General features: G+C 71.8%; 17 protein-coding genes and 2 pseudogenes. 6 read left to right on the top strand and 13 right to left on the bottom strand.

What is annotated here, in order from left to right:
• Nucleotides 1–68: 68 nt before the first annotated feature.
• Together EJ357_RS14065 and EJ357_RS14060 are read right to left on the bottom strand one after the other, a co-directional pair.
• On the bottom strand, nucleotides 69–1,220 hold the full coding sequence (locus EJ357_RS14065) for a serine hydrolase domain-containing protein (protein ID WP_126391941.1): 1,152 nt from the start codon (nucleotides 1,218–1,220) through the stop codon (nucleotides 69–71).
• A gap of 9 nt (nucleotides 1,221–1,229) precedes the next feature.
• On the bottom strand, nucleotides 1,230–3,800 hold the full coding sequence (locus EJ357_RS14060) for a M14 family zinc carboxypeptidase (protein WP_126391940.1): 2,571 nt from the start codon (nucleotides 3,798–3,800) through the stop codon (nucleotides 1,230–1,232).
• 234 nt (nucleotides 3,801–4,034) lie between these two features.
• Between EJ357_RS14060 and EJ357_RS14055 the strand changes: the two genes are divergently transcribed.
• Both EJ357_RS14055 and EJ357_RS14050 read left to right on the top strand, forming a co-directional pair.
• Nucleotides 4,035–4,898, top strand: coding sequence for a hypothetical protein (locus EJ357_RS14055; protein ID WP_126391939.1), 864 nt, complete (start codon nucleotides 4,035–4,037; stop codon nucleotides 4,896–4,898).
• A 71-nt stretch (nucleotides 4,899–4,969) separates the two neighbouring features.
• Entirely contained in the window at nucleotides 4,970–5,785 is an 816-nt protein-coding gene (locus EJ357_RS14050; protein WP_126391938.1) for an EI24 domain-containing protein, read from the top strand.
• Here the strand turns inward: EJ357_RS14050 and EJ357_RS50745 are convergent.
• The 3 genes and pseudogenes from EJ357_RS50745 to EJ357_RS14035 form a co-directional block, all read right to left on the bottom strand.
• A pseudogene (locus tag EJ357_RS50745) lies at nucleotides 5,765–5,931 on the bottom strand (cobyrinate a,c-diamide synthase); the annotation flags it as partial. The gene EJ357_RS14050 and the pseudogene EJ357_RS50745 sit on opposite strands and share 21 nt — an antisense overlap.
• 37 nt (nucleotides 5,932–5,968) lie before the next feature.
• A complete protein-coding gene (locus tag EJ357_RS14040; RefSeq protein ID WP_126391937.1) occupies nucleotides 5,969–7,270 on the bottom strand; it encodes a C15 family peptidase in 1,302 nt (433 codons plus the stop codon).
• 87 nt (nucleotides 7,271–7,357) lie between these two features.
• Nucleotides 7,358–8,302: a LysR family transcriptional regulator gene (locus EJ357_RS14035; RefSeq protein WP_407698483.1), complete on the bottom strand. Its 945-nt coding sequence runs from the start codon at nucleotides 8,300–8,302 to the stop codon at nucleotides 7,358–7,360.
• Nucleotides 8,303–8,351: 49 nt separating this feature from the next.
• On the opposite strand from EJ357_RS14035, the gene EJ357_RS14030 reads away from it, so the two are divergent.
• Nucleotides 8,352–8,762 (top strand): RidA family protein, encoded by a 411-nt coding sequence (locus tag EJ357_RS14030; RefSeq protein ID WP_126391935.1) that lies wholly within the window; start codon nucleotides 8,352–8,354, stop codon nucleotides 8,760–8,762.
• On the opposite strand, the pseudogene EJ357_RS49300 reads toward EJ357_RS14030, so the two are convergent.
• Nucleotides 8,738–8,892: pseudogene (locus EJ357_RS49300) on the bottom strand (TetR family transcriptional regulator); the annotation flags it as partial. The gene EJ357_RS14030 and the pseudogene EJ357_RS49300 sit on opposite strands and share 25 nt — an antisense overlap.
• A 160-nt stretch (nucleotides 8,893–9,052) precedes the next feature.
• Between EJ357_RS49300 and EJ357_RS14020 the strand changes: the two are divergent.
• Nucleotides 9,053–11,488, top strand: coding sequence for a beta-glucosidase family protein (locus EJ357_RS14020; protein WP_126391934.1), 2,436 nt, complete (start codon nucleotides 9,053–9,055; stop codon nucleotides 11,486–11,488).
• A 111-nt stretch (nucleotides 11,489–11,599) separates the two neighbouring features.
• Here EJ357_RS14020 and EJ357_RS14015 read toward each other — a convergent pair whose 3' ends face one another.
• Together EJ357_RS14015 and EJ357_RS14010 are read right to left on the bottom strand one after the other, a co-directional pair.
• Nucleotides 11,600–12,577 carry an aldose epimerase family protein gene (locus EJ357_RS14015; RefSeq protein WP_126391933.1) on the bottom strand — a complete coding sequence of 326 codons (978 nt, stop codon included), beginning with the start codon at nucleotides 12,575–12,577 and terminating at the stop codon, nucleotides 11,600–11,602.
• A gap of 10 nt (nucleotides 12,578–12,587) precedes the next feature.
• Complete coding sequence (locus tag EJ357_RS14010; RefSeq protein ID WP_126391932.1) at nucleotides 12,588–13,481, bottom strand: SGNH/GDSL hydrolase family protein; 894 nt, start codon at nucleotides 13,479–13,481, stop codon at nucleotides 12,588–12,590.
• A gap of 269 nt (nucleotides 13,482–13,750) precedes the next feature.
• On the opposite strand from EJ357_RS14010, the gene EJ357_RS14005 reads away from it, so the two are divergent.
• The gene (locus EJ357_RS14005) at nucleotides 13,751–14,245 is read left to right on the top strand and encodes a DUF3145 domain-containing protein (protein WP_126391931.1); all 495 of its coding nucleotides are present in this window, start codon (nucleotides 13,751–13,753) and stop codon (nucleotides 14,243–14,245) included.
• Nucleotides 14,246–14,432: 187 nt separating this feature from the next.
• Here the strand turns inward: EJ357_RS14005 and fabF are convergent, their stop codons facing one another.
• From fabF to fasR, 5 genes are all read right to left on the bottom strand, one after another.
• The gene (gene fabF / locus EJ357_RS14000; RefSeq protein WP_126391930.1) at nucleotides 14,433–15,704 is read right to left on the bottom strand and encodes a beta-ketoacyl-ACP synthase II; all 1,272 of its coding nucleotides are present in this window, start codon (nucleotides 15,702–15,704) and stop codon (nucleotides 14,433–14,435) included.
• Between the two features lie 85 nt (nucleotides 15,705–15,789).
• Complete coding sequence (locus EJ357_RS13995) at nucleotides 15,790–16,038, bottom strand: acyl carrier protein (RefSeq protein ID WP_004001566.1); 249 nt, start codon at nucleotides 16,036–16,038, stop codon at nucleotides 15,790–15,792.
• A 102-nt stretch (nucleotides 16,039–16,140) separates the two neighbouring features.
• Complete coding sequence (locus tag EJ357_RS13990; RefSeq protein ID WP_126391929.1) at nucleotides 16,141–17,172, bottom strand: ketoacyl-ACP synthase III; 1,032 nt, start codon at nucleotides 17,170–17,172, stop codon at nucleotides 16,141–16,143.
• A gap of 15 nt (nucleotides 17,173–17,187) precedes the next feature.
• Complete coding sequence (locus EJ357_RS13985; protein WP_126391928.1) at nucleotides 17,188–18,117, bottom strand: ACP S-malonyltransferase; 930 nt, start codon at nucleotides 18,115–18,117, stop codon at nucleotides 17,188–17,190.
• 89 nt (nucleotides 18,118–18,206) lie between these two features.
• The gene (gene fasR / locus EJ357_RS13980; RefSeq protein WP_126391927.1) at nucleotides 18,207–19,412 is read right to left on the bottom strand and encodes a fatty acid biosynthesis transcriptional regulator FasR; all 1,206 of its coding nucleotides are present in this window, start codon (nucleotides 19,410–19,412) and stop codon (nucleotides 18,207–18,209) included.
• Nucleotides 19,413–19,699: 287 nt separating this feature from the next.
• Here fasR and EJ357_RS13975 point away from each other — a divergent pair, with 287 nt between their 5' ends.
• Nucleotides 19,700–20,359 (top strand): pirin family protein, encoded by a 660-nt coding sequence (locus EJ357_RS13975; protein ID WP_126399468.1) that lies wholly within the window; start codon nucleotides 19,700–19,702, stop codon nucleotides 20,357–20,359.
• Nucleotides 20,360–20,386 lie beyond the last annotated feature (27 nt).

The raw sequence follows: 20,386 nt of genomic DNA, 5'->3' as shown, positions 1-20,386 counted from the left end.
CGAGGTTGGTGGGCACTTGCTCTCGGCTCTTGTTCACCCGCAGCCCGGGCCCCGGGCCTGCACTGTGTTCAGCTCGCCAGCGCTGCCCGATGTACCGCCCTCACCAGCCGTTCGTTCTCCGGTGCCGCTCCTCCCGAGTAGGCGCAGCGGCGGCGGGTGTAGCCGTAGGCCAGGCCGCTGCGGGGGTCGGCGAAGGCCTGGGAGCCGCCTGCTCCGCTGTGGCCGAAGGTGCCGGCGCCCAGGAACGGGTACAGGTAGTCGGCGACCGCCTGGAAGCCGAGGCCGAAGGACCTGTGCGCGCGGGCCACCAGGTCGTAGCCGGTCGAGTGGATCTGGCCGACTTCGGCGACGGTGTCCGGCTTCAGCAGCGGCGGGCGGCCGTCCACCTCGCTGATCGCCGCCGCGTACATGCCGGCCAGCCCGCGCGCCGCCGCGACCCCGCCCGCCGACGCGGGCCCCTTCGCGCGCACCGCGCGGGAGTTGGGGTAGTCCACCAGCTCGCCCGGATTCGGCACATGGGCGTTGAACGCGATCGACGCCAGTGTGTGCGGACCCGTCGGCGTCGCGTCCAGCACGGCCTGCTGCTCCGGTGTCGGGGCCATCGGCCGCACGGAGCGGAAGCGGGGCTCCAGGTCCTCGGGCAGGCCCATGTGGAAGTCGAGGCCGTACGGCGCCCGTACCCGCTCCTCGTACACCTCCTGGAGCGTGCGGCCCGTGGCCCGGCGTACGACCTCCCCGGTGAGCGCGCCGATGACGAGCGCGTGGTAGCCGAAGGCCGTGCCGGGGCGCCAGAACGGCCGCTGGTCCGCGAGCCGTTCGGCGATGGCCTGGTCGTCGGCCAGCTCGTCCTCGGTGAACCCGGCGTCGATGCCGACCAGCCCCGCACGGTGCGCGAGCAGGTCGCGCAGCGTCAGGCCGCCCTTGCCCTCCGCCCCGAACTCGGGCCAGTAGTACGTCACCTTGCGGTCCAGCTCCAGCGTGCCCTCCTGCACGAGGAGCGCGACCACGAGGTGCGCGGCACCCTTGGTGGACGAGAACACGCCGTAGAGGGAGTCGGCCTCGCAGCCGTCACCGGTCCACAGGTCGACGACCTTGCGGCCGTGCACGTAGGCGCACAACTGACCCTCGTGGTCGGGGAGTTCCCCCGCCACGAACGAGGCGAACTCCTCGCGCACCGCCTCGAAACCGTCCGCGACGGTGCCGTGGATCCCTTGCGTCATCCGCTCTCCTCAGTCTGAGCCGCTTACGGGTGCCATGCTGAACAATGCCCGCGCCACCTGCGCGAATTCCCCCTTCGGGTGGTCCCGGAAGAGTGGTTCGGTACCGAAGAGCACCGCGTGCGGGCCGCTGATCACCGAGGCCCGTCCCGCCGCGTCCGACGGGCCGCCGGAGCCGTCCTCCGACTCCCGCCAGTGCCCGGAGACGAGCGGGTTCCCGGTCGCGTACGACTGCTCCACCCGGACCTCTGGTCCGAGGTCCGTGAACCACACGGGTGCGTACACGAAGCCGTGGTCCGGGGCGCCGGACATCAGGGTGCTACGGGAGTTCACGACCCGCACCACGCCGTTGGCGTCCCCGTTGCCCTCGACCGGCTTCGCGGCCAGCAGCCCGGTCGCCGAGCCGAGCGCGGCACCGGTGGCACCCCGGCCGACGAGCCCGTGTCCGTCGAGGAAGGCGTCGAGGGCCGTACGGGCGCCGGAGGTCAGGTCGTCGTGGTCGAGGCCCCTCGACACGAACAGCGCGTCCACCGACGACCAGTCGAACCCGGCGTTCAGCACACCCGTCGAGACCGGCGTGACCTCGAAGTTCATCTCCCGCAGCGCGAACAGCTCGCCCGAGGTGACGGCGGCGGCGACGCGGGTGCGGTGCAGCGGGGTGGTGCCGGAGAGCTTCGTCGCGTGGAAGGCGACGTCGTACGTACGGGCGGCCTGTGCGGCCCGCCGGCGCGCCGAGCCCGGCACGATCGCACTGCCGTCGGCAGCCCGCCGTACCGAGATCCCTTGCCTGAGCAGGGAGTTGAGGGCAGCGATCTCGTTCGGGTCGTCGAGCCGCAGCCGCAGGTCGCCGCGCGGGGCGACGTACGCGACGGGAGCCGCCGCACGGACGGGGCGCAGCACGCCGTACGGCACCCCCGGCAGGGTCGCGACGGACGCGCCCCACAGCCTGCCGAGGCTCCAGCCCGAGATGTCGTACATCGCCGACACCCTGTCGCTGATGTCCCGCCCGTCCGCGAGGAGCACGTTCGCGAGTCCGCGCTTGGGCTGGCGCATGTCGACGACGTAGGAGCCCTTGGCGTACGTCTTCCCGCCGAGCCGGAAGGCCTGGGCCGCGCGGGTGACCCGTACGTCATTGGCGAGGAGATGGTCGACGAGGCGGGCGGCGGCGGTCGCCGAGCGCTGGGTGCCGGTGCCGGCCGGGATGACGTAGGCGCGCGGGAAGTTGGTCGTGTACACGTCCTCGGGGCCGATGCCGGGGACGCCCGGGACGGTCTCCTCGGACACCGGCACCTGCGCGGCGCCCGCCGCACCCCGCCGGAAGACCTCGATCTGGTCGGCGACCAGCGAGGCGCGCCTGGCCCGCACGAAGTCGAGGGTGGCGCTCAGGGCGGCCCCGGCGACGTCGACGTTGATCGCGGACCGGCGGCGCAGCTCGGCGGTCGGCAGGGTGTCGTACTCCTCGTTGTTCACCGCCAGCGGGATCTCCACCGTGTGCGCGGCGACCGTGCCGTGGAAGGCCGCGTACTGCGGGGTGAAGATCGGCGGCCAGTCGTCCCAGCCCTCCTGCTGGTCGCGGAACGGTATCTGCGCGGGCTCGACGCCGTCCTTCCCGGGTGTGTAGCCGAGGCCGTTGACGGCGGCCTCCATGCCGAGGGCGTTGGCGTAGGTGTTCTTCAGGAACAGGTCGTACTCGTAGTTCTCGCCGTGCGGGGGAGTGGTGGGCTCGATGAGGGTGCCGTTGACGTAGCCGTGCAGGTCGAGCATGACGGCCGGCTGCTTGTCGACCATGATCCGCCGCATCGCCCGCACCTCGGGCTGCGTGGCGGTGACGAAGTCCCGGTTCATGTCGAAGCCGTTCGCGTTGGTGCGCGTGCCCGCGATACGGCCGTCCGGGTTGGCCGTGATGTTGAAGTAGAGGCGGCTGTGGGCGAGCAGGTCGCGCGTCCGGCCGTCCGTGGCGGTGGCGAGGCGCTCGATGGCCCTGAGGGAGGCGTCGGTGCCCTCCCACTCGTTGCCGTGGATGTTGTTGTTGACGAAGACCGGCGCCTTGTAGGTCTTCCTGATCTCGGGGGACTTGGCGGCGAGCGCGGGAGCGTTCTCGATGAGCTCGCGCATCCGCGCCTGGGCGCGGGCCTGGCGGGCGCTCTCCGGGGCCGTGACGGTGACGAGGTAGAGCCGGTGCCCGCCGGCCGACCGGCCCGCGACCTCGACGCTCACCCGGTCGCCGAGGGCCTGCAGGGCGTTCAGCTTCGGCGCGACGGCGTGGTACGGGGTGAGACCCAGCTTGATCGACTTGTCGGCCGGGTTCTCGGGGTCGGGGGTGAGGACCTGGCGGCGGGGATAGCCGCGGCTGTCGTCGGAGATCGCCTCGGATCCGGCCTCGGCGGTGGCCAGGGCCCGCTGGGCGGCGCTCGTGGGCGTCCGCGCCGCGTTCCGGTCGAGAGCGGCCTCGCGGTGCGGGGGCTGGGGGTGTGGGGGGTCGGCGACGGCGGTCTGGGGGGTGAGCAGCAGGGAGCCCGCCGTGGTGAGGGCGAGGGTGGTGAACAGGACGGGTCTCGCAGGAACGGTTCTCGTGGTGCGCACGCGTACCTCCTCCGGCTTCCAAAGATCGGTACGGCGAGGTGTACCCGTTCGACTCAACGGCAACAAGGGGGAGTTGCCGTCACAGATGCCCCGGACGGCCCCTGCGGGGACGTCCGCAGGGGCATGCTGTTGAACGGCACCGGCACAGCACCGGCAGGACGAACGGCCGAACAGTCGAGGACCTGAACGGCTGAACGGCTGAACGGCTGAACGGCTGAACGGCGAGGAGAGCCCATGGCTACGATCCCCACGCTCCCCAGCAGGGACGACGTACTGCGCATGGCACGCAGCACGACCGACATCACCGGCCAACTCCTGGACACGGCCGGGAACATCACCCGTATCGCGATCAACACCTTCGACCCCAGAGACGGTTCGGGCGCCGAGGTCCTGCGCGTACTGCGGCAGACCACCGCCGAACTGGCCGAGGCGAGTGCGTCGCCGCAGGCCCAGGAGGCGTTCTACCGCATCGTCGAGACCCTCACCCGCCTCGGCACCAGCGGCGCGCCCCTCGCGGTCCACCCGGTCAGCGAACCGGCACACGCCCTGCTGACGGCCCTGGGCGACAGCCTGCTGCCGGTGCTGGACGCGGTGGAACCGGCGGTGGAGGAGTTCGCGACGGCGCTCGGCGAGCTGGTCGAGGCGACCTCGCCCCTGCTGCCTGCCACGGCCGGCCTGGCGGCGGGCGCGCTGCTCGCCCTGACCCCGCTGCTGCGCTCCGCGGCCGAGGTCCTGCGCGAGTCGTCCCCCGAACTGCGCCGCATCGCCGACGCGTTGACAGCCGCGCTGGCTCCCCTGATGCCGCTCCAGGTGGCCCTGGCCGAACGCGCGGCCGCCGCCGGCGCCAACGTCGTCCGCGTGACCCTCCCACCCCTCGCCGACCTCACCGAGGCAGCGGCGGCCACCACGAAGGCGGCCCGCCCGGTCCTCATCGCCGGGGAGGAGCTCCTGGTGGCCGGGCTGGAACGCCTGCAGCCCCTCCTGCTGGCCGGGGCGTCGCAGGCGGGGCGGGTGGCGCGGGCGTTCGCGGTACGGGTGTCGGCGGCGGTGAGCCCGGCGGCCGAGCAGGGGGTGGTGGTGACCGTCACCCCCGCGTGAGGCGGTGACGGTGACCAGGCCCGAAAACCACCGTGACTCCCGTGTGACACCCCCGCACTAGAGTTCCTTCCATGCGCGATCTTGGTGCCGGTTTCGGATATCTCCTCAAGGGCCAGCGATGGGTGGCCCGGCACGGCAAGCAGTACGGTTTCGGGCTGGTCCCGGGCCTGATCACCCTGGTGCTCTACGCGGCCGCCCTGGTCGCGCTCGCGCTGTGGGGCCAGGACTTCGTCTCCTGGTCGACGCCGTTCGCCGACGACTGGTCGAGCCCCTGGCAGGGCCTGTTCCGCGGCCTCCTCACCGCGGTCCTGTTCGCCCTGGGCCTGCTCCTGTCGGTCGTCACGTTCACCGCCGTGACCCTCCTGATCGGCCAGCCCTTCTACGAGAACCTCTCCGAGAAGGTCGACCGGGACGTCTCCCCCGACGGCACCGCCCCCGAGTCCGGCCTGCCGCTCTGGCGCGAGCTGTGGATCTCGGGCCGCGACAGCCTGCGGATCGTGCTGCGCGCCGCGGTCTGGGGCGTGCTGCTCTTCGCCCTGGGCTTCATCCCGGTCGTCGGCCAGACGGCCGTACCGATGATCGGCATCGTCGTCACGGGCTTCTTCCTCACCGAGGAACTCACGGCCGTGGCCCTCCAGCGCCGCCGGGTGGAACTCCGCGACCGCCTCACCCTCCTGCGCTCCCGCAAGACCCTGATCTGGGGCTTCGGCACGCCCCTCGCCGCGGCCTTCCTGGTGCCGTTCGTCGCGGTGTTCCTGATGCCGGGGGCGGTGGCGGGGGCGACGCTGATGGCGCGGGAGCTGATGGGGGAGGAGACCGAGGACGGGCAGGGAAAGGGTTCGCTTCCCAGCGCCGGTCCAGGCAATCTCAGCCCGTCCGGCGTTTGAGGACGGGGCGAAAGCCGACGCAACCTTCCGACGCCGCCCCGGCAAATTCAGCCCGTCCGGCGTTTGAGGACGAGGCCCGTTCAGGGCCGAAGCGGGGGTCCGGGGGCGGCAGCCCCCGGGGACGGGACGGGTAGGGGCGGCGGGGGCGGAAGAAACCCCGACGCCCGCACCGACACCGACCGCCTACGAACCCGACCGCGACGTCGACGCCGCATCCACGGCCACCCCCACAATCGCCCGCACCTGCGCGACGATGTCCACCCGGTTCCGCACGAACTCCGGATCCGTCACCACCCCCGTCGCCGGATCCGTGTTCCCCGCCCCGAACTGCAGCACCGGCGTGTGCACATGCCCACCGGGCAGCACATCACGCAGCCCCAGCCGATCCCGCAGCAGCGTCGCCCGATAGGCGATCTCGTTGGAGAGGTAGTTCCCCCCACCCCCGGCCCGCGCGACGGACCCCGCCGTCGGCCCGTCCGGCCGCACGACCGCCTCCGCACCGCCCGCCGGAATCTCCGTCACACTCGTGTTGTCGTACACGGGAAACCGACCGGTGCTCGCGGCGACGATCTCCCTGTACGGCAGCGTCGTAGACGTCCACTGCGGCTGCGAGGCCGGGTCCACGACAGGGATCGTCTCGGTCCGCCCGATGTTCTCGTTGTCCGGGAACCCACCCCGCCACGCCCCGTTGGTCCGCTCGATGTCGAACCTCCCGACCCGCCCCTGACTCACGGTCGTGAACAGATCGACCTGCTTCAGATACGGCCGCAGCGTCCGCTCCACCGTCCCTTCCCCAGTGCCGAAAGCCTGGGAGGTGCCCCCGGAGAAGTCCTGCCACCGCACCGGGAACACGGCGGTCTCCACCCGCGCCGGCCCGTCCGCCGTCTCGATCACCGTGCCGTCGAGCGCGAGCGCGGTGGCCCCGGACGGGTTGGAGATACGGATGTCCCGGTCGAGGGTGAAGGGGTCGAACCCGGTGACGAGGACCCTCCTCATCCCCTTCCCACCCTGCGGGTAGCGAATGTCACCCTGCCCCCGCGAGCTGCGCTCCAGCGCGTCCAGCAGCGCACGCCGCTGACCGTCACTCAACCCGAACCCCGGCTCCCACGTACGAACCTCCCGCGTCATCGACAACCGAGCCCAGTACAACGGCCGATCGTCGTCCCGGCTCAGATCACCCCCCGCCGGCCCGCGCCCCTGCGCCCGGTCGACGGCCCTGCGCCACAGCCGCGCCCCCTCGCGTACGACGACGAGACGGGCCTCGGCGTAGGAGCGCGCGGTGCCGAGATCGCGGCTGAAGTCCGCTGCCAGGGCGTCGAATCCGGAGCGCCGCAGGATCTCCTGGGGGACGGCCTTGTCGAGGCGCTGTTCCTCGACGGTCGGCGTGGGCGCCGTCTCGGCGGCGGACGCCCCGGTCGTCGGGGCCGAGAGGCCGGCCATCAGGGCGAGGCCGAGGACGCCGATCCGAACGCGTATGGAATTCAAGGGAGTTCCGGTCCTTCCGTCACGGTGGGGGGTGTGGCAGAGCGTGCGTCGTGCGGGACGCCGGAAGTATCGCGTGGCGGGAGTGGTCTACGCCATGGTGCGGGCCATCTTCCCCGCCGCCTCCCGCAGCGCCCCCAGGAACCGCGCCCCGGCCGGCGACAGCGACCGCCCCCGCACCGTCGCCGCGTACACCGCCCGCGCCGGCCCGCCCTCGTCGAGCACCGGCACCAGCCGGACGTCCGGCCGCACGGACCCGGCGGCCAGCGCCGGCACCAGGGCGACGCCGAGACCGGCGGCGACGTACCCCTGCTTGGCGGTCCACTCCCCGACGACGTGCGCGACCCGTGGCCTGAAGCCCTGCCGCAGGGCCGCGTCGAGAAGGGTGCCCTCGGGGCGGGAACTGCCGGAGATCCAGTCGGCGTCGGCGAGTTGGCCCAGCCGCACGGGCCCGTCCCGGCCCACCAGGGGGTGCGCGGCCGGCACGGCGACGTACAGGGACTCGTCGAGGAGGTGATGGACCTCGTACGCCTCCAGCGGTGCCCGGCCGGTGGTCGAGACGACCGCCAGATCGAGGTGGCCCGCGGTGAGCCGGTCCAGCAGGACCGGTGTGAAGCCCTCCTCGCGGGTCACGTGGACGCGTGGGTGGCGGGCACGGAAGGCGGCCAGCGCCTGCGGCACCAGACCCGCGTCGGCCGTGGCGAAGGCCCCGAACCGCAGCCGCCCGCCGGCCACTTCACGCAGCGCGGCCAGCTCCCGCACGGCCCCGTGCAGCGACTCCGTGACGGCCTCGGCGTACGGCACGAGAACCCGCCCGGCCTCGGTGAGCCGCACACCTCGCGGCAGCCGGTCGAAGAGCGGGGCGCCGCCCAACGCCCCCTCCAGCGAGGAGATCTGACGGGACACCGCCGACTGGGTCCACCCGAGCGTCCGCGCGGCCACGGTGAACGAGCCCTGTCGGGCGACCTCCAGGAACGCCCTCAGCCACACGGTGGACAGCTCGGGAAACTCATGCTGATTCGGCATGCCTGCCATGCTGGACATTCGCTTGTCGCATCTCAAGCCCGGACCTAGCGTCGACGCCATGCAGATCACCCTCGACAACCCGGCCGCCGCACCCCAGCCCCTGAGCCCGTACTACTCCCAGGTCGCCCGCGTCGAACACGCCGACGGCAGCGCCCTGTTGTTCCTCTCCGGGCAGATCGCCGAGGGCGCCACCGTCGCCGAGCAGACCCGCGGCATCTTCGAGACGATCGCCGCGCTGCTCAAGGCCCACGGGGCGAGCCTCTCGGACGTCATCAACATCCGCACCTGCCTCACCGACATCGGCACGCTGCAGGAGTACGGCACCGTGCGGCGGCAGTTCCTCACCGGCACCCCGCCCACCAGCATGACCTTCGAGGTGCCGAGGCTGTTCCGGCCGGAGGCCCTGCTGGAGGTCGAGGTCGTCGCCGCCGTCAGCGCGGATCCGTCGCGTTCTCGCCCAGCAGCCTGAGGAAGTCCCGGAACGCGCCCAAGTACGTGCAGCAGGCCCTGCTGGGTGAGCCCGCCCCGCTCCGCGACCGCGCCCAGGCCGGCCCCCGGTAACCGCGCTCGGCGATCACTTCCAGGGCCGCCCGCACGATCTCGGCGCGGCGCTCCCCTCTTTGCGGCCAAACCGCCGCCGCTCTCGCGGACGTGGTTGCCCGCCGTGGGGGTTCCTCAGTTGATGGTTGCGGTTTCGAGGGCTCCACAGGTGCCGAGGAAGGATGGAGACGTGCACGGACTCACCGAGGAGGCACCGCGATGGCGGGAACCCGCACCCAGGCCGATGCAGCACGTGAGGCGGTCGTGGAGGCCGCTCTCGCCCGGCTCGACCTCGACGCGAAGGCGCGGCTGCTCTCCGGCCAGGACACCTGGACCCTGCCCGCACTGCCCGAGATCGGCCTGCCGTCCCTCGTCATGTCCGACGGACCGATCGGCGTCCGAGGCGTCCACTGGACCGCCGACGATCCCTCCGTCGCGCTGCCCTCGCCCACCGCCCTGGCCGCCACCTGGGACCCCGGGCTCGCCCGCAGGGCAGGGGTGCTGCTCGCCCAGGAGGCCCGCCGCAAGGGCGTCCATGTGCTCCTCGCCCCGACCGTCAACCTCCACCGCTCCCCGCTCGGCGGCCGCCACTTCGAGGCGTACAGCGAGGACCCGTACCTGACGGGGACGATCGGCGCCGGCTATGTGAACGGCGTCCAGTCGGGCGGCGTCGGCACCACCGTCAAGCACTTCGTCGCCAACGACGCCGAGACCGAGCGCTTCACGGTGAACAACACCGTGAGCGAACGCGCCCTGCGCGAGCTGTACCTGGCGCCCTTCGAGATCATCGTCGAAAACGCCCACCCCTGGGGCATCATGACCGCCTACAACACGGTCAACGGCACGACGATGACCGAGCACCACCACCTGGTGAACGAGGTCCTGCGCGGTGAGTGGGGCTTCGACGGCTACAACGTCTCCGACTGGATGGCCGCCCGCGACACCGTCGCCGCCATCGAGGGCGGCCTGGACGTCGCCATGCCCGGCCCGCAGACCGTCTACGGCGAGGCCCTCGCCCGGGCCGTCCGCGACGGCGAGGTGACCGAGGCCAAGGTCGACGAGGCCGTACGCAACGTCCTGCGCATCGCCGCCCGCGTCGGCATCCTGGAGGGTGCCGAGCCGGTCGTCACCGAGCTGCCCGAGGCCGTCGACGGCGCCGGCCTGGCCGGCGAGATCGCCCGCCGCTCCTTCGTCCTGGTCCGCAACGAGGGCGCCCTCCCGCTGCGGCCGAACGGCAGCGTCGCCCTCATCGGCGCCGCCGCCCGCGACGCCCGCGTCCTCGGCGGCGGCTCCGCCACCGTCTTCCCCGACCGGATCGTCTCCCCGCTCGAAGGCCTCACCGCAGCCCTCCCCGAGGGCGCCCTCACCTACGCCGTCGGCGCCGACCCGAACACCGAACTCGGCGTCGCCGACAAGGGCTTCGAACTTCGGGCCGTGTGCCGGGACGCGCAGGGGAACGTCATCGGCACGGGGTCGGCGCCCAACGGGCAGATCCAGTGGATGGGTGACGACCTCCCCGAGGGCGTCACCCACGACACCCTGCACACCGTCGAGCTGACCGGCACCTTCACCCCGCGCGCCACCGGCCCGCACACCTTCGGCATCAAGGGCATCGGCGCCTTCGAGCTCACCATCGACGGCACGACGTACTACGACGACGTCCAGCGCCCCGCCAAGGAGGACCCCTTCGCCGCCTTCTTCGGCGCCCCCGTACCCCGCGCCCAGCCCGAACTGACCGCCGGCGAACCCGTTGAGGTCTCCCTCAGCCATGTCGTCGAGTTCCCCGAGGACACCCCGATGAAGGTCATCGGGTTCATGCTCGCCCACCAGGAGCCGCAGCGCGACCCCGACGAGCTGATCGCCGAGGCCGTCGAGGCCGCCCGCGACGCCGACACGGCCGTCGTCGTGGTCGCCACCACCGACCGGGTCGAGTCGGAGGGCTTCGACCGCAAGGACCTGACGCTCCCCGGCCGCCAGGACGACCTGGTCCGCGCCGTCGCCGCCGTCAACCCGAACACCGTCGTGGTCGTCAACTCCGGTTCCCCGGTGGAGCTGCCCTGGCGCGAGGACGTCGCCGCCGTGCTGCTGAGCTGGTTCCCCGGCCAGGAGGGCGGCGCGGCCCTGGCAGACGTCCTCACGGGCGCGCACGAGCCCGGCGGCCGGCTGCCCACCACCTGGGGCTCCCTGACCGACGCCCCGGTCAGCCGGGTCGTCCCGACCGACGGCGAACTCCCGTACACCGAGGGCGTCTTCATCGGCTACCGCGCCTGGGAGAAGGAGGGCCGGGTCCCGTCGTACCCCTTCGGGCACGGCCTCGGCTACACCGACTGGACGTACGAGTCCGCCGAGGCCGAGGGCACCACGGTCACCGTCCGCGTCCGCAACTCCGGCGAGCGCGCGGGACGGGAGGTCGTGCAGGTCTACCTCGCGCCGACCGAGGCCGACGCCGACCGGCCGGCGCGGTGGCTGGCCGGGTTCGCCGGGGTGGAGGCGGGCCCGGGGGAGACGGTCGAGGCCGTGGTCGGACTGCCGCGCCGGGCCTTCGAGATCTGGGACGAGAAGGCCAGTTCATGGACTTTTGTGAAGGGTTCGTACGAGATCCAGGTGGGGCGCTCGATCGCCGACCGTCGAGTGGCGACGACGATTAACGTCTGACCCGGGAGAAGTACCCCAGGAACAGCCCCGGTCCGGTCCTGACGCCCGGACCGGGGCTCGTGGTGTCCAGAGCCTGTGGACGCGGGCTCTCAGGAACGCGAGTGCGGCGGATCAGCGCACCGAGAATCCGTACACCGTCTCCGAACGGAACACCTCGCCCGGCCGCAGCACTGTGCTCGGGAACTGCGGCCTGTTCGGGGAGTCCGGGAAGTGCTGGGTCTCCAGCGCGATCCCGTCGCCCGGGGCGAACGGCTCGGTCAGATGGTCGGCGGTGTAGAGCTGGAGGCCGGGCTCGGTGGTCGCCACCGTCATGGCCCGCCCGGTCGACGGGTCGTACAACTCGGCGACCTGCTCCGGACTCCCCGTCACGCCCTTGTCGAGCACGAAGTTGTGGTCGTACCCGGCGCCCACCTTCCGCGCCTGGAGGAAGTCGAAGCGGGTGCCCGCGACCTCGTCCAGGGAACCGGTCGGAATGAGATCCGCGTCGACCGGCGTGAACCGGGAGGCGGCCAGCCGCAGTTCGTGCCCGCCCGCGTTCCCCGCCTGCGGACCGGCGAGGTTGAAGTAGCCGTGGTTGGTCAGGTTCACCACGGTCGGCGCGTCCGTCACCGCCTCGTAGGCGATCCTCAGCGCTCCGTCGGACGACAGGGTGTACGTCGCCGAGACCTCCAGCCGCCCGGGGAAGCCCTCCTCGCCGTTCGGGCTGACCCGGCTGAGGCGCACCCCGTGCTCGACCGGCGCCACCTCCCACACCCGCTTGTCGAAGCCGCGCGCGCCGCCGTGCAGGGAGTTGGGCGGGTTGTTGGGTTCCAGCGCGTACGTCAGGCCGTCCAGCGGGAAACGGCTGCCCGCGATCCGGTTGGCGTACCGCCCGATGAGGGCGCCGAAATAGGGCCCCGGGTGGGACAGATAGCCGTCCAGGTCGGCGAACCCCAGGACCACGTTCGCCGTACGCCCGTCCCGGTCCGGCACCTCCAGCGACTGCACGATCCCGCCGTACGACAGCACCCGTACCCGCACGCCCGCGCGCTCCAGGGTCCAGCGCCGGACCTCCGAGCCGTCGGAAAGTGTGCCGAAGTGTTCGCTCATGAGCGGAACCCTAGTTCGTGACCGTCCGGTAGGCGATCTCGGCCAGCCGCGCCTGACCGTTCACGCTCGGGTGGAACCAGTCCCACTGGCTCAGCTGCCGCGTACCGAAGCGGAACTCGTACACCGCACCGTCGTCGAAACGGCACCGGCGGTCCTTCGCGCAGACCTCCTCCAGCACCTTGTTGTACGCCTCGACCCGCTCCTGCACCGACTCGCGCCGCTGGTTCGCCAGTGCGGTGAGCGAGTCGGGGTCGCTCAGCATCGACGGGCAGATGCCGAGCTTCCACACCTGCTTGCTCATCGGGTTCGTACGGCCCTGCTCCCACAGCCGCATCAGATTCGGCACGCTCGCCACATACACCTGGGACTTCGGCAGGGCGTCCCGCAGTGTGCCCATGGCGTCCTCGAACTGGGTCCGGAAGTCGGCCACCGAGGTCATCGCGTCGGCCGTGTCCCGGCAGGCGTCGTTGGCCCCCGCCATCACCGTCACCAGTTCCGGCTCGCGCGCCACCGCCCGGGCCATCTGCCCGGCCACGTCCGCCATCCGCGCCCCGGTCACCGCGTAGTTCCAGCTCCGCTGGGCTGCCTTCGTCCTGCCCAGCAGCCGTACGGCCAGGCTGTCGACCTGCGCACTGCTGCCGGTCGCCCACGAGACCTCGGGGCAGTCCGACAGGACCGTACAGGCGTCGAATCCGGTCGTGATGGAGTCGCCCACGGCCGCGATCGAGGCGGGGCTGCGGTCCCACGTGGGGGTCGGCTTCGGTGACGGTCGCGCGCTCTGCGCCTCGGTGCCGGAGGGGGCCGGGGAGTTGCCGCCGACGGCGTCACAGCCGGCGACGCCCAGCACCGCCCCCGCGGTCACGGCGGCGAGGACAGCGCGCGCAACCTGCCGACGCTTCCGCATCCCTGGTCCATCCCCTCGTCGGCCCCGTCATGGTTTTCCAAGTCATGCTTTCCAACCAATAACAACGCACGAGGGTTCCCAGCCGGCTCATGCAACGGCTCACACCCGTACAAGCGTCCTGCCGGGTGAATGGTGGATGTTTGACGGCATCGGGAGCGACGGTACGTCACACTCCTTGCGCCGCCGCACGGTAGCCTCGCCATCAACGTGGCTGCCCGGCCACGATCGTCCGCCAGTTCGCAAGATGTCCGCTCTGCCCGGAGGTACCGGTGACGACACGGGGAGTTCTGTACGTGCACTCCGCTCCGCGCGCGCTGTGCCCGCACGTCGAGTGGGCCGTCGCCGGCGTCCTCGGCACGCGCGTCAACCTCGACTGGATCCGGCAGCCCGCCGCGCCCGGCACCTGGCGCTCGGAGTTCAGCTGGCAGGGCGAGGTGGGCACGGCCTCCAAGCTGGCCTCGGCCCTGCGCGGCTGGCACCTCCTGCGCTTCGAGGTCACGGCCGAGCCCTGCCCCACCGCCGAGGGCGAGCGCTACAGCTGCACGCCCGACCTGGGCATCTTCCACGCGGTGACGGGCATCCACGGCGACATCCTGATCCCCGAGGACCGCCTGCGCGCGGCCCTGGCCCGCTCACAGGGCGGGGAGACGGACCTGGAGGCAGAGATCGCCAAGCTCCTGGGCAAGCCGTGGGACGACGAGTTGGAGCCGTTCAGGTACGCGGGCGAGGGCGCCCCGGTCCGCTGGCTCCACCAGGTCGTCTAGAGAGACAGAGCGGCAACGCCGGGTTTTTAGGGGCGCGGGGCTGTATCGATTTGCGGCTCCGCCGCGCGGGCGCGACAAGCCCCCACCGGGTTTGCACCCGGTCCACAACCAACGACGAAACGGCGAGTGGCCCGCCCCCAACCCGGGGGACGGGCCACTCGCCGTTCACGACAGGCTACGGCCGACCTCAGACCGTGCGGAACGCCAGCACCACGTTGTGCCCACCGAACCCGAACGAATCGTTCAGCGCGGCAATCCGGCCCTCGACGGGCAGCTTGCGCGCCTCACCGCGGACGACGTCGGCGTTGGCCTCGGCCTCCGGGTCGAGGTTCTCGATGTTGATGGTCGGCGGAGCAACCCGGTGGTACAGCGCGAGCACCGTGGCCACGGTCTCCACACCACCGGCACCACCCAGCAGGTGCCCGGTCATCGACTTCGTCGCGGACACCGCCATGTGGTCGGCGTCGTCACCGAACACCTTCCGCAGCGCCTTGAGTTCCGCGATGTCACCGGCCGGCGTCGACGTCGCGTGCGCGTTGACGTGGACGATCTCCGCCGGGTCCAGGTCGGTGCGCTCCAGCAGGTTCTGCAGGGCCTGCGAGATGCCGCGGCCCTCGGGCTCGGGCTGCACGATGTCGTGGGCGTCGGCGGAGATGCCCTGCCCGACCGCCTCGGCGTACACCCGCGCCCCGCGCTTGGCGGCGTGCTCGGCGGACTCCAGGACGATCACGCCGGCGCCCTCGCCGAGGACGAAGCCGTCGCGGGCGACGTCGTAGGGACGCGACGCGCCCTGCGGGTCGTCGTTGTTCTTGGACATCGCCATCATGTTGCCGAACGCGGCGATCGGCAGCGGGTGGATCGCCGCCTCCGTGCCACCCGCGACGACGATGTCGGCGCGGCCGGTGCGGATCATCTCGATGGCGTAGCCGATGGCCTCGGCACCCGAGGCGCACGCGGAGACCGGCGTGTGCACGCCCGCACGGGCGCCCACGAGCAGGCCCACGTTGGCGGAGGGGCCGTTCGGCATCAGCATGGGGACGGTGTGCGGGGAGACGCGGCGGACGCCCTTCTCCTTCAGCACGTCGTACTGGTCGAGCAGCGTCGTCACACCACCGATACCGGAGGCGACGACCGCGCCGAGGCGGTCGGGGTCGACGGCGGGGTCCTCACCGGCCTTGGCCTCGAACCCTGCGTCGGCCCACGCCTCCTGGGCCGCGATCAGCGCGAACTGCGCCGAGCGGTCCAGCCGGCGGGCCTGCGGCCGCGGGATGACCTCGGTCGGCTCCACGGCGACCGGCGCGGCGATACGGACCGCCTGCTCGGCGGCCCACTCCTGCTCCAGGGGCTTGACGCCGGACTTGCCGGCGATCAGGCCCTCCCAGGTAGAGGCTGCGTCGCCACCCAGCGGTGTGGTTGCGCCGATACCGGTGACGACCACGGTGCGATTGGTCGGGCTCACGGGAATTCTTTCTCCAACGGATACGAGGATTCAGCGGCGCCACCGCCGGGTGGCGGGGCAGGCAGCCCCAGGACTGATCGGAAGATCAGCCCTGGTGCTTGAGGATGTAGTCGGTCGCGTCGCCCACGGTCTTGAGGTTCTTGACGTCCTCGTCCGGGATCTTCACGTCGAAGCGCTCCTCGGCGGCGACGACGACCTCGACCATGGACAGCGAGTCGACGTCCAGGTCGTCGGTGAAGGACTTGTCCAGCTGGACGTCCTCAACCGGGATGCCGGCGATCTCGTTCACGATGTCGGCGAGACCGGCGACGATCTCTTCCTGAGTGGCGGCCATCTTGGCGCTCCTTCGTAGATATCTCAGAGGGTTTGGCTCCCACCGCGGAAGCGGCAGGTGGTGCGTTTCCCGTGCCGGCTCACAAGATCCGGCACGGAGTGCCTAGGGGAGAGTAACGACCGTGGCGGCGTAAACGAGACCCGCCCCGAATCCGATGACTAGCGCGGTGTCGCCGCTCTTCGCCTCGCCGGTCGCCAGGAGCCGCTCCATCGCGAGCGGGATCGAGGCGGCCGAGGTGTTGCCGGTGGTGCGCACGTCGCGGGCGACCGTGACGTGTTCCGGCAGCTTGAGTGTCTTCACCATCGAGTCGATGATCCGCTCGTTGGCCTGGTGCGGAATGAAGACGTCCAGGTCGTCCGGGGTGATTCCGGCCGCGTCCAGCGCCTGCTGGGCGACCTTCGCCATCTCGAACACGGCCCAGCGGAACACCGCCTGGCCCTCCTGCGTGATCGCAGGGAACTTGACGTTGCCCTCGCTGTCGAGCGGGAGCCTGTCGAGGTCACCGACGCGGTACTCGTTCCACGGCACCGTCTGCTTGATCGTCTCGGACTTGTCGCCCTCGGAGCCCCACACCGTCGGGCCGATGTGCGGCTCCTCGGAGGGGCCGACCACGACCGCGCCGGCGCCGTCGCCGAACAGGAAGGCCGTCGCCCGGTCCTCCAGGTCGGTGAGGTCGGAGAGGCGCTCCACGCCGATGACGAGGACGTACTCGGCGGAGCCCTCGACGATCATGCCCTTGGCGAGGGTCAGACCGTAGCCGAAGCCCGCGCAGCCGGCCGAGATGTCGAAGGCGGCGGCCTTGTTCGTCCCGAGCTTGTCGGCGATCTCGGTCGCCACGGCCGGGGTCTGCCGGAAGTTCGACACGGTTGAGACGATCACGCCGCCGATCTGCTCGGCGGAGATCCCGGCGTCGGCGATCGCCTTGCCGGACGCCTCGATCGACATCGCGGCGACGGTCTCCTCGTCGTTCGCCCAGTGCCGCGTCTCGATGCCCGAGCGCGAACGGATCCACTCGTCGGACGAGTCGATCTTCTCCAGGATCACCTCGTTGGGCACCACCCGGGTCGGACGGTAACCGCCGACCCCGAGGATGCGCGCGTACGGGGCGCCCTTGCTGGGCTTCAGCTTCGCCATGCTCCGGGCTCCTTGTCAGGCGTGCTCTGCGATGAGCTCGCGAGCAGCGTCCAGGTCGTCGGGGGTCTTGAGCGCCAGGGTCTTCACACCGGGCAGCGCGCGCTTGGCCAGACCGGTCAGCGTGCCGCCCGGGCACACCTCGATCAGGGCCGTGACGCCGAGCTCCTTGAAGGTCTCCATGCACAGGTCCCAGCGGACCGGGTTGGCGACCTGCCCGACGAGTCGCTCCAGCACCTCGGCGCCGGTGGCGACCGCGCGGCCGTCCTTGTTGGAGACGTAGGTGAGCTTCGGGTCGCCCGGGACGAGCTCCTTGGCGGCCTCGGCCAGCTTCTCGACCGCGGGGCCCATGTGGTGCGTGTGGAACGCGCCGGCGACCTTCAGCGGGACGACCTTGCGCACGCCCTCGGGCTTGTCCTCGTTGAGCGCGGCGAGCTGCTCCATGGTGCCCGCGGCGACGATCTGGCCCGCGCCGTTGATGTTCGCCGGGGTCAGGCCGAGCTTCTCCAGGTGCGCGACGCTCACCTCGGGGTCGCCGCCGAGCAGCGCCGACATCCCGGTCTCGGTGATCGCGGCGGCCTCGGCCATGGCCAGACCACGGGCGCGCACCAGCCGGACGGTCTCCTCGTCGGAGAGCACCCCGGCGAGCGCGGCGGCGGTCAGCTCGCCGACGCTGTGCCCGGCGATGGCGCCGAGCCTGCGCGGCAGTTCCGCGGGGTCGTCGAAGAGCGTGTACGCCGAGGCCAGACCGGCGGCCACCAGCAGCGGCTGGGCCACCGCGGTGTCGCGGATCTCCTCCGCGTCGCCCTCGGTGCCGTAACGGACGAGGTCGAGCTGCACGGCGTCGGACCACGCCTCAAGGGCACCGCGGACACCGGGCAGTTCGAGCCAGGGGGTCAGGAAGCCGGGCGTCTGGGCGCCCTGGCCGGGAGCGACGAGTACGAGCACTCTCACACTCTCTCTTGGGGACGGCCGACGCCGCCCGTGGGGACAAGGACGAAGAACACGAGGGGGTTTTGTGGGCCCCCGACAAAAGCCTAGAGCTGGAGATCGCCGTCGACCAGACGCCCCAGGATCAGCGCGATCCGCAGAGTGAACGCGGAGCGTACATCGGACGGCGACCAGCCGGTGACGTCAGTCACACGTCGAAGCCGGTAGCGCACGGTGTTGGGATGCACGAAGAGCATCCGTGCCGCGCCCTCCAGACTGCTCGCCTGCTCGAGATAGACCGAGAGCGTCTCCAGAAGGGCCGACCCGGCCTCCTCCAGCGGTCTGTAGATCTCCTCCACCAACTGCTCGCGCGCGCTGGGATCACCCGCGATGGCGCGCTCCGGAAGCAGGTCGTCCGCGAGTACCGGCCGCGGGGCGTCCTGCCAGGCGGAACACGCCTTCAGCCCGGCGGCGGCGGCCTGCGCGGACCGCGTGGCGGCCAGCAGATCCGGTACGACGGGCCCCGCGACGACCGGCCCGGCGGCATACGGCCCGATCAGCGACTTGGCGACCGCGATCGGGTTGTCGCTGCCCCCCGCGATCACGACGAGCCGGTCCCCGAGCACCCCGGTCAGCACCTGCAGCTTGGCGTGCCGGGCGGCCCGCCGGATGGCCTCGACGGTCAGCTCGCTGTCCCCGTCGGGCGCGGTCCCGAGCACCACGCACACATGCTCGGGCGAGTTCCACCCGAGCGCGGCGGCCCGCGACACGGCCCCCTCGTCGGCCTCGCCGCTGAGCACGGCGTTCACGACGAGCGACTCCAGGCGTGCGTCCCAGGCACCGCGTGCCTCGGCGGCCTGGGCGTAGACCTGGGCGGTCGCGAAGGCGATCTCCCGGGCGTACACGAGCAGCGCCTCCCGCAGCACGCTCTCGTCGCCGGGCGCCGCCACCTCGTCGATGGCCGACTCCATGACCTCGATGGTCGTGCGCACCATCTCGACGGTCTGCCGCAGGGTGATGGCCCGGGTCAGCTCGCGCGGAGCCGTGCCGAAGACGTCGGTGGAGATGGCCTGCGGCGCGTCCGGACGCCGGAACCACTCGGTGAAGGCGGCGATACCGGCCTGGGCCACCAGCCCGATCCAGGAACGGTTCTCCGGGGGCATGGCCCGGTACCACGGGAGCGTCTCGTCCATCCGCGCGATGGCCTGCGCGGCGAGCGAACCGGAGGACTTCTCGAGCCGCTTCAGGGTCGCGGCGTGAGCGTGGACGGCGTGCGCGGTGGCTTCGGACTTACGGGATTCGGGTTCGGGCACGGGGACAAGACTGCCTTATCGGGACGGGTGCGCGTGCCAGAGGGTGTGTGCTTGACGGCTCGGTGGGCTTGTGCAGGGGGTGCACTCCAGCCCGTCCGGCGCTTGAGGACGAGGCCCGTCGGGGCCGACAGCGGGGTCTGGGCGGCAGCTCCAGCGGGGTTGAAGGAGCGGAGCCCGTTCAAGGGATGGGACGGGTAGGGGGCGGCGGGGGCGAGGCAATGAACCGGAGGGCGTCGGCGTCGGGGTCCGGCTGTCCGGCTGTCCGGCGGGGATACCGTGGGGGCGTGATGGACGTACGGCGCGCCGCGGAGCGCTACCCCGGAGGGGATGAGGCAGCGGGCATCACGTCACGCCACGCCTTCTCCTTCGGTCCGCACTACGACCCGGACAACCTCCGCTTCGGCGCGATGATCGCCTGCAACGAGGAGCGGCTCGCCCCCGGCGCCGGCTTCGACGAGCACCCGCACAGCCACACCGAGATCGTCACCTGGGTGGTCGAGGGCGAACTGACCCACCGCGACTCCACGGGCCACGAGACCCGGGTCGGCCCCGGCGACGTCCAGCGGCTGAGCTCGGCGGGCGGCGTACGGCACGTGGAGCGCAACGACGCCGAGGCGCCCCTGACCTTCCTCCAGACCTGGCTGGCGCCGCTGACACCGGGCGGCGACCCGTCGTACGAGATCGTCCACGGCATCGCGGACTCGACGCCGTACGCCGTCCCGGAGGCGGGCGCGATGCTCCACGTACGGAGGCTGGGACTGGGGGAGCGGACCGCGGTGCCGGACGGTGCGTTCGTGTACGTGCATGTCGCGCGCGGTGAAGTGCGCCTGGACGGCGAGGAGCTGGCCGCGGGGGACGCGGCGCGCATCATCGGCGCCAAGGACGTGGAGGCGGTGGCGTTGAGCGCGGCGGAGCTGCTGGTCTGGGAGATGGCCGACAGGCTCTAGGGGTGGGGCCCGAGATGCCCAAGTGGC

Origin of the sequence: Streptomyces cyaneochromogenes, assembly GCF_003963535.1 — a bacterium.
Taxonomy (GTDB): Bacteria; Actinomycetota; Actinomycetes; order Streptomycetales; family Streptomycetaceae; genus Streptomyces; species Streptomyces shaanxiensis.
This window is presented reverse-complemented; position numbering and strand designations above follow the sequence as displayed.

Coding starts and splice junctions, on each gene's coding strand:
- EJ357_RS14010 (WP_126391932.1), bottom strand. CDS start 13,481: ATGCGGAAGCGTCGGCAGGTTGCGCGCGCTGTCCTCGCCGCCGTGACC.
- EJ357_RS14065 (WP_126391941.1), bottom strand. CDS start 1,220: ATGACGCAAGGGATCCACGGCACCGTCGCGGACGGTTTCGAGGCGGTG.
- EJ357_RS13995 (WP_004001566.1), bottom strand. CDS start 16,038: ATGGCCGCCACTCAGGAAGAGATCGTCGCCGGTCTCGCCGACATCGTG.
- EJ357_RS14030 (WP_126391935.1), top strand. CDS start 8,352: ATGCAGATCACCCTCGACAACCCGGCCGCCGCACCCCAGCCCCTGAGC.
- EJ357_RS14055 (WP_126391939.1), top strand. CDS start 4,035: ATGGCTACGATCCCCACGCTCCCCAGCAGGGACGACGTACTGCGCATG.
- EJ357_RS14020 (WP_126391934.1), top strand. CDS start 9,053: ATGGCGGGAACCCGCACCCAGGCCGATGCAGCACGTGAGGCGGTCGTG.
- EJ357_RS13990 (WP_126391929.1), bottom strand. CDS start 17,172: ATGGCGAAGCTGAAGCCCAGCAAGGGCGCCCCGTACGCGCGCATCCTC.
- EJ357_RS14050 (WP_126391938.1), top strand. CDS start 4,970: ATGCGCGATCTTGGTGCCGGTTTCGGATATCTCCTCAAGGGCCAGCGA.
- EJ357_RS14035 (WP_407698483.1), bottom strand. CDS start 8,302: ATGGCAGGCATGCCGAATCAGCATGAGTTTCCCGAGCTGTCCACCGTG.
- EJ357_RS13975 (WP_126399468.1), top strand. CDS start 19,700: ATGGACGTACGGCGCGCCGCGGAGCGCTACCCCGGAGGGGATGAGGCA.
- EJ357_RS14015 (WP_126391933.1), bottom strand. CDS start 12,577: ATGAGCGAACACTTCGGCACACTTTCCGACGGCTCGGAGGTCCGGCGC.